This window comes from Prevotella sp. 10(H) (assembly GCF_000711235.1).
GTDB lineage: Bacteria > Bacteroidota > Bacteroidia > Bacteroidales > Dysgonomonadaceae > Dysgonomonas.
Map to the genome: position 1 here is coordinate 385739 of NZ_JOMI01000001.1, position 15084 is coordinate 400822.

16 protein-coding genes are annotated in these 15084 nt (G+C 39.4%); 6 read left to right on the forward strand and 10 right to left on the reverse strand.

Going from position 1 to position 15084, the window contains the following annotated elements; all coding sequences use genetic code 11:
* The first annotated feature begins 8 nt into the window (after positions 1-8).
* Positions 9-200, forward strand: a complete 192-nt coding sequence (locus K348_RS0101765; protein WP_029902322.1) for a hypothetical protein — start codon at positions 9-11, stop codon at positions 198-200.
* 9 nt (positions 201-209) lie between these two features.
* Here K348_RS0101765 and K348_RS0101770 read toward each other — a convergent pair whose 3' ends face one another.
* The 3 genes from K348_RS0101770 to K348_RS0101780 all read right to left on the reverse strand — a co-directional run bounded on the left by K348_RS0101770 (position 210) and on the right by K348_RS0101780 (position 1516).
* Positions 210-623 carry a hypothetical protein gene (locus tag K348_RS0101770; protein ID WP_029902324.1) on the reverse strand — a complete coding sequence of 138 codons (414 nt, stop codon included), beginning with the start codon at positions 621-623 and terminating at the stop codon, positions 210-212.
* A 90-nt stretch (positions 624-713) separates the two neighbouring features.
* The gene (locus K348_RS0101775) at positions 714-1043 is read right to left on the reverse strand and encodes a hypothetical protein (protein WP_029902325.1); all 330 of its coding nucleotides are present in this window, start codon (positions 1041-1043) and stop codon (positions 714-716) included.
* A gap of 143 nt (positions 1044-1186) precedes the next feature.
* Positions 1187-1516, reverse strand: a complete 330-nt coding sequence (locus tag K348_RS0101780) for a hypothetical protein (protein ID WP_029902327.1) — start codon at positions 1514-1516, stop codon at positions 1187-1189.
* A gap of 747 nt (positions 1517-2263) precedes the next feature.
* Between K348_RS0101780 and K348_RS0101785 the strand changes: the two genes are divergently transcribed.
* Together K348_RS0101785 and K348_RS0101790 are read left to right on the forward strand one after the other, a co-directional pair.
* Positions 2264-2530, forward strand: coding sequence for a hypothetical protein (locus tag K348_RS0101785; RefSeq protein ID WP_029902329.1), 267 nt, complete (start codon positions 2264-2266; stop codon positions 2528-2530).
* 193 nt (positions 2531-2723) lie between these two features.
* Complete coding sequence (locus K348_RS0101790) at positions 2724-3335, forward strand: DUF4230 domain-containing protein (protein ID WP_029902331.1); 612 nt, start codon at positions 2724-2726, stop codon at positions 3333-3335.
* Positions 3336-3689: 354 nt separating this feature from the next.
* Here K348_RS0101790 and K348_RS0101795 read toward each other — a convergent pair whose 3' ends face one another.
* Both K348_RS0101795 and K348_RS0101800 read right to left on the reverse strand, forming a co-directional pair.
* A complete protein-coding gene (locus tag K348_RS0101795) occupies positions 3690-4196 on the reverse strand; it encodes a DUF6712 family protein (protein WP_029902334.1) in 507 nt (168 codons plus the stop codon).
* 115 nt (positions 4197-4311) lie between these two features.
* Positions 4312-5166 carry a hypothetical protein gene (locus tag K348_RS0101800; RefSeq protein WP_029902336.1) on the reverse strand — a complete coding sequence of 285 codons (855 nt, stop codon included), beginning with the start codon at positions 5164-5166 and terminating at the stop codon, positions 4312-4314.
* Between the two features lie 145 nt (positions 5167-5311).
* On the opposite strand from K348_RS0101800, the gene K348_RS0101805 reads away from it, so the two are divergent.
* Entirely contained in the window at positions 5312-6445 is a 1134-nt protein-coding gene (locus tag K348_RS0101805) for an MBL fold metallo-hydrolase (protein WP_036930015.1), read from the forward strand.
* A 238-nt stretch (positions 6446-6683) separates the two neighbouring features.
* Positions 6684-6899: a hypothetical protein gene (locus tag K348_RS0101810; RefSeq protein ID WP_029902340.1), complete on the forward strand. Its 216-nt coding sequence runs from the start codon at positions 6684-6686 to the stop codon at positions 6897-6899.
* 73 nt (positions 6900-6972) lie between these two features.
* On the opposite strand, the gene K348_RS0101815 is transcribed toward K348_RS0101810, so the two are convergent.
* Positions 6973-8079: a phage portal protein gene (locus tag K348_RS0101815; RefSeq protein ID WP_029902342.1), complete on the reverse strand. Its 1107-nt coding sequence runs from the start codon at positions 8077-8079 to the stop codon at positions 6973-6975.
* A 290-nt stretch (positions 8080-8369) separates the two neighbouring features.
* Here K348_RS0101815 and K348_RS0101820 point away from each other — a divergent pair, with 290 nt between their 5' ends.
* A complete protein-coding gene (locus K348_RS0101820; RefSeq protein WP_156032715.1) occupies positions 8370-9128 on the forward strand; it encodes a hypothetical protein in 759 nt (252 codons plus the stop codon).
* Here the strand turns inward: K348_RS0101820 and K348_RS0101825 are convergent, their stop codons facing one another.
* The 4 genes from K348_RS0101825 to K348_RS0101840 form a co-directional block, all read right to left on the reverse strand.
* Positions 9129-10733 (reverse strand): lipopolysaccharide assembly protein LapB, encoded by a 1605-nt coding sequence (locus K348_RS0101825; protein ID WP_029902346.1) that lies wholly within the window; start codon positions 10731-10733, stop codon positions 9129-9131. It lies immediately after the preceding gene.
* Between the two features lie 179 nt (positions 10734-10912).
* A complete protein-coding gene (locus K348_RS0101830) occupies positions 10913-11329 on the reverse strand; it encodes a DUF3244 domain-containing protein (RefSeq protein ID WP_029902348.1) in 417 nt (138 codons plus the stop codon).
* Positions 11330-11624: 295 nt separating this feature from the next.
* Positions 11625-12923, reverse strand: coding sequence for an FISUMP domain-containing protein (locus tag K348_RS0101835; RefSeq protein ID WP_029902350.1), 1299 nt, complete (start codon positions 12921-12923; stop codon positions 11625-11627).
* Positions 12924-13752: 829 nt separating this feature from the next.
* Complete coding sequence (locus K348_RS0101840) at positions 13753-14712, reverse strand: hypothetical protein (protein WP_029902352.1); 960 nt, start codon at positions 14710-14712, stop codon at positions 13753-13755.
* Positions 14713-15084 lie beyond the last annotated feature (372 nt).

Sequence of the window (15084 nt, forward strand, 5' to 3'; positions counted from 1 at the left end):
GAAAAACTATGAAAAGAAAACTTGCCACAACATTATTTATTTGTGTCCTTTATTTATTTTCAGGCTGTAAAGTGGTGGATGGGGTAACAACTGCATGGTGGGATTATACTCATAAAGATTATGAGTACGAAGAAGTTACTGTAAAAGATCAGGAAACGGGTAAGGAGAAAAAAATCACTATAAAAAAAGAAAAGAAGTAGAGGTAGTATTTATAATGGTTGTATATCCGACTGTGTAGCAGACATATTACCCATATTGGTCATCATACGGGCATAGCCTTCCATCACCACAGGCAGTTCTTCTACTTTCGATTTCACAGAAGCCAGAATGCCTTCACCCGAATGCTCTATACGCTGTGCCAGCCGTTCGCCCTCTTCTATATTCTTTTTTATCACCTGCGATACATGGGTGCTAAGCTCGGTCACAATTGCCTCTATCTTGGATATCTGTAATACGATATGTTGTGTTAATTCCTGAAAATTATTTTTATAAGCATCCGCCAGTTCTTGCGCCGATGCCGGCATTATTTTTACTTTTGCATCTACCTTATCTAAACTGTCTTTTAACTTATCTGCACTATCAGTTCCGTTAATCTTAATTGAAAGTTCTTTTATCTTTGCCATAAGTTTTTATGATATAGATAAAGCTTTCGCAAAGCAATAAAAATCCTGAGAGTTTTCTATCAGGATTTTTCAAGTTTAAGCTAAAACAAATTATTTATTTTTTTTTATATTGATATTTCTATTTCTATTAGGTTTTAGATTTGTTATAATGTAAGTTGGCACATCATTATAATTTATATAACATTCATCATAATAAAGGCTTTTAGAAAACGGCCTTTCTATCTTACTATTCTCATAAATAAAAAACGTCATTTCATTTTCTTCCGCACCCTCTGCCTTTTCTATATTCAGGGTGGAGAGGTCTAAGTTCACAGGAGAGGCTTGTGCCTTGCTTACAAAGTCCACATCTTTCACTAGATTACCTACTAGGGCTATTGCTATCACGGTTAACACAATTTTGGTGTAGAGGTCTGTTTTCATAATTCAGTTTTTTACTTGTTAATATGATTACAAATGTAGAGGAATATTTTTAATGCGGGGAGAAAATCACAAACGAGGTGGAGAGAAATAATAAAAAGCCTGAGAGGTTTTCTCAGGCTTTTTTAAGTTTAAGCTAAAACAAATTATTTATTTATTTTTATATTGATATTTCTATTCCTATGAGGTTTTAGATTTGTTATAATGTAAGTTGGCACATCATTATAATTTATATAACATTCATCATAATAAAGGCTTTTAGAAAACGGCCTTTCTATCTTACTATTCTCATAAATAAAAAACGTCATTTCATTTTCTTCCGCACCCTCTGCCTTTTCTACATTCAGGGCCGAGAGGTCTAGGTTCACGGGAGAGGCCTGTGCCTTGCTTACAAAGTCCACATCTTTGATTATTATTACTGCTAAGAATACGGCTATCACGGTTAACACAATCTTGGTGTAGAGGTCTGTTTTCATAATTCAGTTTTTTACTTGTTAATATGAATACAAATGTAGAGTAATATTTTTATTGTGAGAAGAAAATCACAAGCGAGGTGGGGATAAAAAGTCACAAGCATACCAATACTTATATTCTCCCCAAAACCCAAAATAATTGCTTTCCACAAAAAGACCAGAGTATAATAATTTTTTATCCACCAATAAAAATAATTTGCAAATTTTTCTCACATCTGACAAAAAATGAGGGTGACTTATGCGCTGAGAAGAAAAATTTAGTTTACCTTTGGCATTTAATGATAATTTATAGAGCCTAAACCTAAAGCATGAGAAAATATCGAAACTTACCCCTGCTATCTGCCTCGAAAAAAATCGGTTGGCTCATACCGGCAGCAGGAAATCAAAAATTATCTATAAAACAGATTGACCATTGCGGTTCGGCAACACTGCCGGAAAGAGTCAATCCCTATATTCTCCCTCCATCTTTATATTTTTGCCTCAAAGCCCACTAACACCCGCTTCTGGGAGTAAAGGCAAAAGGATACTACACATCCGTATAAAGGAAATCTTTTGGAAATGGCTTCATACTTCACCATAAAGGCCGGAATCGATCCGGTCTTTCTTTTTTCGCTCCCGGACACACCTAAGTGTTAAAATTACTCTTTCCGAAAAATCATTATCACTATTTTTCATAATTTACAAAACTATTGCCCCGCCAGTTTGTTAACTATACAAACATAAAATGGCGATATATAAATTTCACAAATTATGAACACAGAAGATAAAGATAAAATCCTCACAGATAAAGAAAGAGAAGAGATTACTCATCAGGATGCCGATCAGGTATTCGGTGACAACAATCATGCAACCCGCATCAAAGCCTCGGAACGGAACGAAGACGAAACAGACGAAGATCCGGCCAGAAGGACAAGGGATATACTGAAAGAAGCCCGCGAAACAAGGGAAAAACTCAACCGCCAGTCGAACGAAGTCAGAGACTACGGACTGGATGCGCGCGAGACACCTCTATCGTAATAACAGCATAAGTTGCATTTGGGGGATAAAGTGCAATTTGTAATAATACCTCTGTCTTTCTGCACCTTGTATGCGGAAAGCAGAGGGATTATGTTTTTTAGCCCTTACAGCACTGCCCCGCCCTACCCTTTCCGAATAAAGAAAAAACCGGTAACTTTATACCCTTAAAATAAAAATATCTTAAAATAAAGATATGGCATATTACAAATCAGCAAATACAGGTTTCAAAAGCGGCCTGATCATTCTCATCCTCGGCATAGCCGCGGGCATGATGCTGATGCGTATGTGTACACACAAGAGCGAAGACAAGGTGGAAGTATCCCACAACATAATAGTGCAAAAGATAGAGAGCCTCGGCAATCTGGAAGTTCTCAAATATAATATACAGGACATGGTGGAATATAAAAAGATACGCCAGTGGCTACCCAATGCAAAGACCGCCCTTATCGTATCCGGCGAAGTGATCTGCTGTGTAGACCTCACCCGCCTCCGCCCTGAAGATATTTATACCTCCGGCGATTCTATCCGCCTCACACTGCCCGCTCCCGAAGTCTGCCATGTGAATATAGACCATTCGGCATCGCGTATCTATGATATGCAGTTCGGCCTGTGGGAAACAACCGAAATAGCCGACGAAGCCTACCGCCATGCCGAAAGCCAGCTGCGTGAACAGGCACAAAAACTGGACATGGACAGTAAAAGCCGCGACAATACAGTGAATCTGCTGCGTCCTATACTGCAGGCTATGGGATTCAACGATGTGATGATCACTTTCAGCGGGAACAGTAAATACAAGGAAAAATAAGCGTCAGCAAGCGATGAAACATTTTTAAACTCTTCACCCGTTCACATTAACGAATATTAATACAAATTCACAGAACAAATTGACGTTATTTTACGTTATAGTATATGTAGTTTTGTAAAGTTTGTGTTAAGGTTGAAGAGGTCTGCGATGTGATATCGAGGCCTTTTTCTTTTTTTATAAACCTCGTAAAATAAAGTACGGGCCATACGACCCGCACCAATCAAAAATCAACAGTTTCTTTTTATCATTCCACTTGAAAGTTGTGCCCGTACCCCGGCGCTCAATCCGCTGCGGTGTTTTGCTACATGGCGGCGTACACAAAAGATTGCAGCAAATAACGGCCGGTACCCTGCTTCATTTCTTCGGGAAGTAAAAACCACTGTCGAATCCCTCTTTCTGCTCGCATTTGCCTGCCGGCTGCCACAAGGGATAATTCGCACGGCATCCTTCGAGGAAAGATGTAAGCTGCGCTTTCAGCACGTCGGCATCGTTCTTTATCCACTGGCGGAGTTGTGCAAGGTCTTTAATATCGACACCCTTGCTGTTTTCGCTTTCGCGCACGGTAATCCCTTTATTCACAATGGTTGCCCAGTGGAAAGGTAGAGCCTGATAGACGGCATAGAACGACAGTGCGGGAGCTATCTTTAGTATCAGGTCGCTGTTTTCAGCTGTAAGGCTGTTATCTGCAATCTGCCGGCAGAGTTCATCGGCCAATGGTCGCCCCAGGACGGGAGTAATATGCAGTTCCTGTGCAATGCTGATGTAAGGAACGAACTCTGTAATATCGGTATTCGATGTTACGGGCGAATGTAGTTTAAACAGTTTCTCGTTTATCAAAGGTATTTGTATTAATTCACTCATAGCTTTTTATAGCATAGATAAATCTTTTTGATTTTGATAATGCTTTATAAAGAAAATTCCTGTAAAACGTTGTATTTGTCTTACAGGAATCTTTAATATTAGTTCTCGTTATACTTTATTCAGACTTTAGCGTAAAGGTAAATTTCATAGTGGCTGTCTTATTTGTATTCAGGTCTTTCGCCGTAACTGTTACAGATCCCTCTTTTAGAGGTGTAAATACTACTGACTTCGGATTATTGTATGAGTCGTTTGGACCACCTTTATAGTCTTTGAGTACAAGAGATACGACTGTAGGATCGGAACAAGACACTTCATAATTGCCATTACCGGAAGCAATATTTACGATTTGTGGGTCACCCGGCCTATCCATAGTAATATTAAATACATCACGATCCCAGAAAATGTCGAAAGCTTCCACAACATTTACAAGATATCCGCTTTTCCTCCAGAAATCTTCTTTTATAACAATTCTTGTCTGGCCTATAACATTCCCTTTTATGCTATGAGCGCCCGCAGCTTCCGATAAAGTTATAATATTTTCGTCCTGCACTGTCCATATATATTTATTTGCTTCATAGTCGCTATGCAGTTTTCTTGTCTGACCTTTCAGGACATCAACAATCTGATAAGTAGTAACGGGATCAACAATAGTTTCATTTATGGTTACATTAATCTCTTTTTTGTTCTTATCCTTATCGGTCAAAGTCACAATTGCACTTCCCGGGCCATAGCCTATAATATACAGCGCATTATCCTTTATTTCTACTTCAGCTACATCTTTATTCGAAGAAACAGCGGTATACTCCCCTGCTCCCTTCTCAATATCAACTTTAGCATAACCATTTTGTTTGCTCAACTCACATTTTGTAGTACTAACTTTCAGGTTCTCCACATTTTCATCATCATCGCTGCAGGCCATAAACAAAGAGCCTATAAACAGCATGAGGAACACTTTTTTTAATAATTTCATGATTTTAATAATTTAAATTTGGCATTTATTACCTTTAATTGGTATTGTTATTGAACGGTCAAAGTTAAGTAATATTATATGGCATTTATCAAAATTAAAAAAAAGTGGCACGGCCTTTGTATAAAAAATATTAAAATGACACTTCATGGCACCGAAAACAAAAAAAAGAATAAAAAAGACGATGATTATAACACTCTCAATCATAGCAATATTGGCAATTACAATCATAGTATTTGTCAATCAGGCAAGCTTTGGCCGCACACCAAGCGGTGAACGTAAAGAACGGGTACTTAATTCCCCTAACTACCGCGACGGCAAATTCCAGAACCAGAGTCCTACAAAGCAAATAACCAGCGACAAAGGATATCTGAGCCTCATGTTCGATTTTCTCTTCGGTAAACGGGAAAGGGTCACACCTGTCAGTAAAATCCCTGTAGTAAAGACAGACCTGCAGAATATCGACAGGGATAAGGATATACTTGTCTGGTTCGGCCATTCGTCCTACTTCATGCAGGTAGACGGCAAGCGCATCCTTGTAGATCCTGTGTTCAGCAAAGCGGCTTCGCCTGTCTCATTTGTCAATAAGGCTTTCGACGGTACTGACATATATAAGCCTGAAGATATGCCCGATATCGATTACCTCGTCATTTCGCACGATCACTGGGATCATCTCGACTACAATACGGTGATGAAGCTTAAAGACCGCATCGCAAAAGTCATTTGCGGACTGGGCGTAGCCGAACATTTCGAGCGCTGGGGATTCGATAAAAGCAAGATCGTAGAACTTGACTGGAACGAAGATTCATCACTCGATACAGGGTTTTCGGTTTATTGCCTGCCAGCACGGCATTTTTCGGGTCGTGGACTCTCACCGAATCAGTCGCTTTGGGTATCATACTTGTTGCGCACCCCAAGCATGAACATATATATAGGTGGCGACAGCGGCTATGATACGCATTTCGCTAAAATAGGCGAACAGTTCGCCGATATCGACTTCGCCATACTCGAAAACGGACAATATGACAAAGACTGGAAATACATACATATGATGCCCGAAGAAGTGGTACAGGCAGCAAAAGACCTCAATGCTAAAAACCTGCTCCCTGTGCATTCATCGAAGTTTGCACTCGGAAATCATGCATGGGACGATCCGCTAAAAAGGGTTACTGCCGCTGCCAAAGGAGAAAATGTCAGGCTGATGACCCCCATGATCGGAGAAGTGGTGAATCTCAAAGACAGCACTCAGGTATTTAAAGAATGGTGGGTAGGGTTGGAGTAATAGTATAGTTGCCGAATCGAGAAAATGATATAATAATATATTAATGAGAAAGCATGAATTTATTTTTAATTCATGCTTTTTTTGTATAAACTATCTCTAACTGTATCTATTTCTTTATAATACTTAAATACATCTAATTGAGAAATCCAAACCGCCGTAGCATGTGTTATATACCTACCATGGAGAATAATAAAAGACTCCAGATAAATCAAAATATTCACAAATAAAATTTACGGTCATGGACAAAGATCAAATGAAGAATGATGTTGACAGAGGCATCGACAAAGCTGGTTACAAAGCAGAACAAGCTAAAGAAAAAGTAGAACAAGGTTGGGACAATGCAAAGCATGAAGCAAAAATCAAGTCTAGCGAGCTGAAAGAAAAAATGAACGACAAGGCTCATGACATGAAAGATAAAATGCATAGAGACGACGAAAACAAAGATAGAATGTAATCTGATACATCATCTAAAATAAAAAGCACTGAGTTATTCAGTGCTTTTTTTCGTTTGGCGGTGTAGGGATTGATTAAATATTACTCTCGACCGACAACTCCTTTACAATATCCAGATCATCGATCATCAAACGCTTATAGCCGTTATTGATACTAAAAATACTGAGCGTATCCAGTATCTTGCGGCGAAGCTGTTGTATGACCGTCTGGTTATAAAGCACATACGAATTGATAATCTCATTGGCATTGCCACTGAGGTTGCCCGATCCCGAAAGTCCGGCCAAAGTAGGCGAGGTAAGACGATGAGCCGAAATGATCTTCTGGAAGATAATCTCATCCACGTTGTTGTACAGGTCGGCATTGTTGCTGGCAGTGTACGAAGTCACCACAGGCTTTATTTCCTGACTTTCGCCCCAAAGTACCACGATGCTGTTTGCACCGTTAGTTCCTGCATAACTGTTTTCAATATCGCGCTGAAATTGTGCTTTCTGATCTTCTGCCGGATTACTCGGCATGGTGATAATGGTAGACGGCACAAAACCGTTGTTGATCGAATTGCGGTAGAATTTACCCAGCAATCCGTCGGCCTCGATATAGTTCAACGCTGAATAATACTGAGGCACAGGATAGTAGTCGAGGCTCGGCTCATAATCCTTGTAATAGAAAAGGTAAGGAACGCCTTTCTGCATCTCTTCCGAACCGTAAGCTTTTATCTCTACAGGAGCAAATTTGCCGTAAGTCTTACGCCAGTCGTTCGATAAGAAGAAACTAAGATAAGTGCCGTATTCGTTTACCTGCCCTACCCTCACTTTGCTGAAGTCGGTATGGTACAGGCTCACCGTTTTGCCGTTCTCGTTCAGTATAGCCTGAAAGCAGTAGCCGCCGAAAGTTACGTAATCTTTTGCCACTTTTTCTATCAGCGTGTCCCAGTCTTCCAGAGGATTGGGCTGTCCGTAGTATTCGCCGTCTTTCACTCCCGTACCGCAGATGTAAGTCACCTTATTCTCTATCACTGCCTTGTTGATAGCCGATTCATTATTCAGTTCGATAATACGTTGCGGCAGTAGGTTGTCGCGGTCGTAGCTGATCCAGCCTTTTGTGTTGCGGGTAAATGTAGGGTAAGATTTTACCGATTGGGATAGTTTAATCACTGCATAATTCATATTTCCTGTTTTTTGCATTGGTGTTTTTAGAGTATAGATAATTTGTTTTGATTTTGATAAAAGTGGGAGATTGCTAATACTTTTAGGAATTAACCAACAGTAAAAAACAAAGGAATTAAGATGTAAACGTAGTTCATTTTCGGATAATTGTTAACTTTGGGGCTGGCAGTAGATAGTGTAATATGAAATAAATCCAATTATTATGAAATGAATATGCCTTTCCCTTTTGTTACTTTACAGTATCATAATGGGTTATGGTCAAAGTAACGATAGCATTTCATCCTGCCTTAAACTCACACAATAATATCATGAAAAAATCTATTCTCCTTTTCTTCTTCTTTCTTCCGCTGATATCTTTATTCGCACAGGAAGAGAATGTCGACCTTCTGGATATATTCCCCGCAATTATCGACAAGGGCTCAATTAAACAAACAAACGAAAAAATATCTCTGCGCATACACAAAGCAGACAGCAAAGAACTCGAAACAAACCCGCTGGCTGTAATCCCCGACAGAGAATATACCTCCGGTGTAGCAAAACAGTTGCAGACACGACTTGTAGTAAGATTACAGGCATTAAAGGGAGATTTTGAAAAGGAAATACATCAGTTTGTTGAATCGCACCCCGATCCTCAAGATATCGACGAAACTGCCGTAAGTGATTTTTTAATAAAAAAATTCGAGCCTGTAATATTCGATATACTCGAAAACGATTTCAACCTGAGCCACCCTATGGCATTGTCATTATACAAAAGTGTGCTTCTCGAAAAATTCAGCCCTAAACCGACGGGCAGGCAGCTAAGTGACCTGTCCTACACTATCGAGATCGACTGCAAAAAGCAAACAATGGAATACAAATCGGTCATTTTCAAATATTCTGACGGTACTCTGGAAGAATTGCAACTAAAAAACGAGAAAAGAGACATTAAAAATTCCGATCCGCGGGGCATGATCTACCGCCTTAGCGAAATTATTGAGCGAGTTTTTCCGTTTAGCCTTGAAGCCCGTGACGGGTCGGACAAAAGGAACGCAAATAATTTTAATTACGCGCAGCAACAAAATAAATAACTAATTATCTTCAGTAAAGAGAATCTCTACAACATCGTTTTGCGGCATACCTGCCTTTATCAGTTTGTTTTTGAGGTCTAGTTTGCGGAAAGCCATATTGTCTTTGTGCGGGTTCACGCCCATAATCACGGCCACTTCGCTACGTTTGTATCCGATGTTATAGAGCATAAACAGCAGCAGTTCCTTGTCCTTAAGTATCGACAGGGCATTTTCGCCGTACGGTTCCTTGCTGAAGTGTTCCTTGCCCAGCCTGATAAGCTGTTCGTTGGTGTTGTGGGTAAAATCGCGCACCATATTTTTCATCCGCGAATACAGTTGCGGCTCTTCCTTTACGCCCAGTTCACGCGCCATGGCTTTTACAGTTTTGTCTATGGCAGACCATTCGGTGATTATATTGCGGTAGATGCTTTGCATATATACAAGGCTCTCCTCGTGCTGTTTCAGCAGTTTGTCCTGTGCTTCCATTTTGGCAGCCAACAACTTGTTTTTCTCCTGCGTACGCTGGTTCTCGCGGCGCATATTTCTGAATACAAAGAATATGATAATAGCAATGATAAGGAAAGCCCCTACACCGCAGGCAATATAGATATAAGTATGTAGCCGCAGACTGTCCAGTTCTTTTTGGTGAAGAACATCTTTATATTTACGGGCAGCTTCATCCAAATTATCTTTTAAATTGTCACTGTTGATTTTTTCTGTCGATTCATTAAATAACTTACCATATTCCAAAGCCGATTTATAATCTCCTTTTTTTTCATAAAATATGGATAATTCTTGATAGCTTTCCTGTGTGGAATAAGCAAAAGTAAAATCTGCCAAATGTTCTTTTAGCTTCTCCGAACAGTATTGAGCAGAATCGAGTTTATTAGCATCATTATATGTTCTCAGTAAAGTAAGGTAAATTCGCCCCGCTTCTTCATCACTCTGCGTTTTTTTCAATGCTTTATGCATCCATATTGCAGCCTTATCATATTTACCGGTATTAGTATTTATCATTCCCAGAATATGTGAAAAGGTAGCCTGATAAGATATATTGTCAAACTCTTCAGCTATTGCTAAACCCTTATTTGCATAAATATATGCTTCTTGGTGATTTTCTAAAAGATTGTGGGTAACAGATAAAAACCGTAGAGCTTGAAGCCTTAAAGTCCGGTTTTTTTCATTATCAGGATAAAAATCTAAAGCTCTCTTGTAATAAACATTTGCGCTATCTCTAAGTCTTTTTCTGTAATAAGTTTGGGCTATAGAATGTAAACTCTTAGCAGCTAAAAGACTGTCATTTATATTTACTGCATAATGATGAGCAAGCATATAGTGCTCCAATTCTTTTTCATGTATATTATTTAAGTAATAAACAGTTGCGGCGTAATAGTTTGATAATGCCGAATAACGGATATCATCTTTTTTATCGAAATATTTCTGTGCTTTATAGATAAGTGTATCCTTACTAACATTTTTACCTAAGTGTCTTTTAGCCTGCATATCATTTACGATATACTGCATATAATATTTCTTATCCATCTTTTCAGGGTCTTCAATAGAAGATAAAAGCCTGAAAGCCTCAGCAGGATCCTCCTCGATGACTGTTTGGGCTTGTTTTAACAATTCGACCGAGTGGTTTTGCGTGTTGCAAGAAAAAAATAAGATAATCAAAAAAAGGTAAAGCCAAACGCTTCTACCTAACACTACTTTCCCCATTTGTTAAAATAAAAATGAGCAGAGGAGTCCGGGATTTCCCTGCCGGACCCCTCTGCTTATTATTTGTGTATAAAATTCAAAAAAGTTCAATCAATTTCAAAGTCTCCGTAATAGTATTTCAGTGCACCTGTCGCATCTTTAAACGATATTGTATAAGTACCCGGCGTGAGGGCAGTTACATCTATCATTTCTTTTGCAGATAGTGCTGTATTTACGTTTGTTGCGATGCAAACATTTCCTGTTTCATCTTTTATCTCTACTGTTACGATTCCGAATATTTCGAAGAAAGTAACTTCCATTGTTTCATTCTGAATCAGGAATGCTTTAACGGGTTTTATAGGTATAATACGTCCTGACTTAGGTGGATTCCCTCCATTTCCGCCGCCACCTTCTTCTCCACCTCTAGGGCCGAGATCTACTTCACCATCACCATGTATTGCAGCAAATGCGATGCCGCCAATACACATCATGATAAAGGCCAGCAAATAAAATTTGGTTCTCATAACTCTTGATTTTTAATGTGTTAGTGTTCCGTTGCAAGATTTTGTGCAGCCTAAAAATATACCAAAATTTTGTTTTCTCATACACAATTCCATCCCATATAGATTTTGAACCATATTTGTCATCCCTACATATTACATAATCAGATATTTACAAAAAACAATATAATACAAAGATATAGTTTTTAGCCAAGAGTTGGGACGAATGAATACTGACATTTTTTTATACAAAAAGGTGAAAATACTTGTCTAGACAACCTTTTCACCTTTTCCTGTTTCTTATTTTTGCAGCGTGCTGTTATTCGTCTTTTTTGCACCTTACCGAGAAGTATGCCCTCACACCGCCCGGATGCAACTCATGACGTGCAACATATTGCTTGTTGTATTTATAGCCCTGATAAACTCCTAATGTCCTGTACCAGAAGTTTGTATTCGGAATACTGGCGTTGCTGCTTGTCATGAAAGATGTAGCTACTCCATACTCATCCACACCGAAAGAAAGCGCCCCCTCATAAGCCAAGCCTACCATAAGGGCTTCGAAACCTCCCTGTACGCTCAACAGGCTACGACCCTTTATATCTCCTGTGTAGGGGCTGTCGGGAAGCGGGCAAGGGCTCAGCATGGCCAACCCATGGCCTTGTCCTTCGACCGACGAACCGCGGGGAGTAGTGGGTGTGCCCTCTTTCCATGTATCCCATATGGAGTTCCACTTCAACGGATTCCACGTTGCAGCTTCGGTGGTAGTGTATGTACTGTATCTATGCGGATTGTTATATATTTCTTCTTCGAGGTCGTTCCACTCCCTGTCGCTCGGCAGATGCCAGCCCTCTGGGCATATTCCTCGTATCCTGCCATTGGGGGCAACGGATTCTACTTCGTTGGGTCCAGGAGTGGGAGTATCGGTTTGCGCCTGATTTTTCGTCGAGTTATTTTCCAAGTTTGTTGCCGCAGCCCTGTTGTACAGCAAGCCCATAGACGGCATCATTGTGAAATATGTATCGTTGGTACCGTCGATAACTCCCTGTGGATTGTTGCGGGGGGCGGGGTAACAAAAATATCTTTCGGTATCGCTGGGTGTAGCGTTGTTTTTAAGGCCGGGTGTGCCGTCTACGTATGAGGTCGCCCTCAGGTTTTCGGTCATCCAGATACCTGCCATCCCGAATCTTCTGGCCTTGAAAGGATTACCGTCCTGATCCTTAAAATGCATCACATTGGACTTATCCTGACCCAGATAAATCCAGCGTTCGCCGTCCCATATGTACAGCCCGTCGCCGATATAAGGACTATCGCAGACCGAATTGGCTACATTGTAGACCAGAAGCCCCGTATGGGCATTATTTTCCTTATCTCTCCTGCCGCCGACATTGCTGACATAGTCGATAGTGTCGCTGAACATGGGATAAAGCCGCGTGAAATCTGTGAGGTGAACCCGGGGTGCTCCCAATCCCTTTTCGGAATTAACGCCCTCAGCGTTTGTTTGCTTGAGGTCGAGCAATGCCCCGTTGTTGGGAATGATGTCAGAACCTACTGTTACCTGCGATCTGGCAGTGCCTACAGTGCATAGGATGCAAAAAAATAGAATTATCTCCTTTTTCATATTGTGTAATTAAAGTTGTTCCGCAACATATATAAGATAATAATGGAAAGGAAAGTATTTAAACCAGACAAGTTTTAATAATGTATGTGTTCAAGTGTATCCGCCGCAAGAGTTTATTTACATATTATAATCTCCGTAAAATATAAAAATAAAATCTTTAAAGGGATGTCTTCTGGGTCGTTTAAATATCCAATCTGTCTCTATATATTAATAATGTATAATTTGTCTTATCGGTGCAAATATACTTATTTATATTATATTACAAGCAAAATCACTGTCCCTTTTTTACATTATTTTACATTGAGTCAGTGGTAGATAAATAGCTACGAAAAAAAAGCATATGAAAAGGAAAAACGCAGATGCGACATGACATATTGATTTGACATACGAAAAGCCTGCGATTTTAAAGCAGACTTTCCCAGGAAGTTTAATAAATTCGTGTTTCGCAATATGTGTAAGGAAGGAAATTAAATTGAAGATGACTAACTTAAATACACATTTTTGCTATGGCTCAGAGGTGCCATGAGGTGTATTTTTCAGCAATGTAAAAATACATAATCGTCCTTTTACCGATAAATTTATTATCAGAATAATTTACATTTTTGGTGGAAAAACGATTGAAAAAAATCTACAAAAATGGAAAAACTAAGATTATGTATATCATTTTTTTCACAAATATGGATTCCTTCCTCTACAAATTCCATATATTGGAATTTACATAATTTTTTCCCCGAATGTGAGTAATGCCGGATATTATATTACCAAGAGTGAGTGTATTTCATGCTGTATTTGTATGGTATATATCAAAAAAGGTTTGTAAATATCCGGATTACAGAGTACTTACCAGTTCGCGCTGCTTGTTGAAGAAGCTTTTTCTTGCTATTTCACCGCTTTCAGATATCAGCATGGACGCCCTTTTGAGTGATTGCATCCATTGCTGCGATTTATCGAATGCTATCGTGTCACTACTGGCAATATCATATAGCGTAAATGCACGTATAGTGCTTACCTTATGATATTTGGAACTGACATACGAAAAGCCCGCTTCGAAATTGATATTCGAGAGGTAAATCTCAGTCTTATTGCCTACGCGGTTTATGCCTGTGGCCGCCTGAATTTCTAAATCGTCGAGGCAGGCAAAGAGGTCTTTCTTCAATAACTGCATATCGTTCTCGTTGATAAGTTCGATCGTATTGAAGTATTTTATATCGTCTACCAGATTTTCGAATATCCTGCGATCGAAGATATAGGATGTCTTTTTGATGTACAGGAGCAGTTCTGCCATTCTGTTCAATATCTCCAAGACCTTAAGGCCGCCGTTGACCTCTTCATATTTTCTGGTAAGTTTTTGGTTATCGTACTGGTACATCCACTTGAAGAGATAGAACCGTGTGAGATGCGGATGCCCGAGGTGTATGGCGTCGGGAAGTATTTTAGCGGCTATCGCCATTTCGGTATCCGTATTATCTTTTATATATTCCAGAAAGTCGGCGAATTCATTTATCAGATCATAATCGATTTCCTGTGGATCGGCAAAATTGGCTATTTTGAATACAAACGGCCGCTTGAGAGCCGAAACTGCTTTGAGGGCATCGAGAGACAGCCCCATATTGTATGCCAGAGTGGATGCTTCTTCCAGCGAAAACTGGACTTCTCCCCTCAATCTTCTGTAGGCGGCTTCTTTTCCTATATCAAGAAAATCAGTCAGTAAGTTTACTAATTCGGAATTGTTTGGTACCCGGTTTCTCAATTCTTCGATCAACTGATCGTGAAGTGTCTTCTTATTCATAATTGCAATATCCTGATTATATAATATTTACGCAAAAACAAATTGCTTCATACATTTTATTATCTCCACAAAAATGCAAGCTGTGTTTATTCAAAGATACAAAATATCATCATATTTCATATATATACGGCCCAAATCAATCATTATATTACAATTTTTCGGCATCAGATAACATATCTTCACTTTCTGAGCGAATATATTAAACGATCGGCGTCGATATAATAATTATGTCAATTTAATAAATATATTTGCAAAATAATTGCCCAATATATACCACCTTGAATATTAATAAAATACTAATTTAGAAAGTCTGCACAGCCTCCCGTCTAATGTCAAGCTGGTAGATTATCTCATGGACAAGCTCGGTATCTG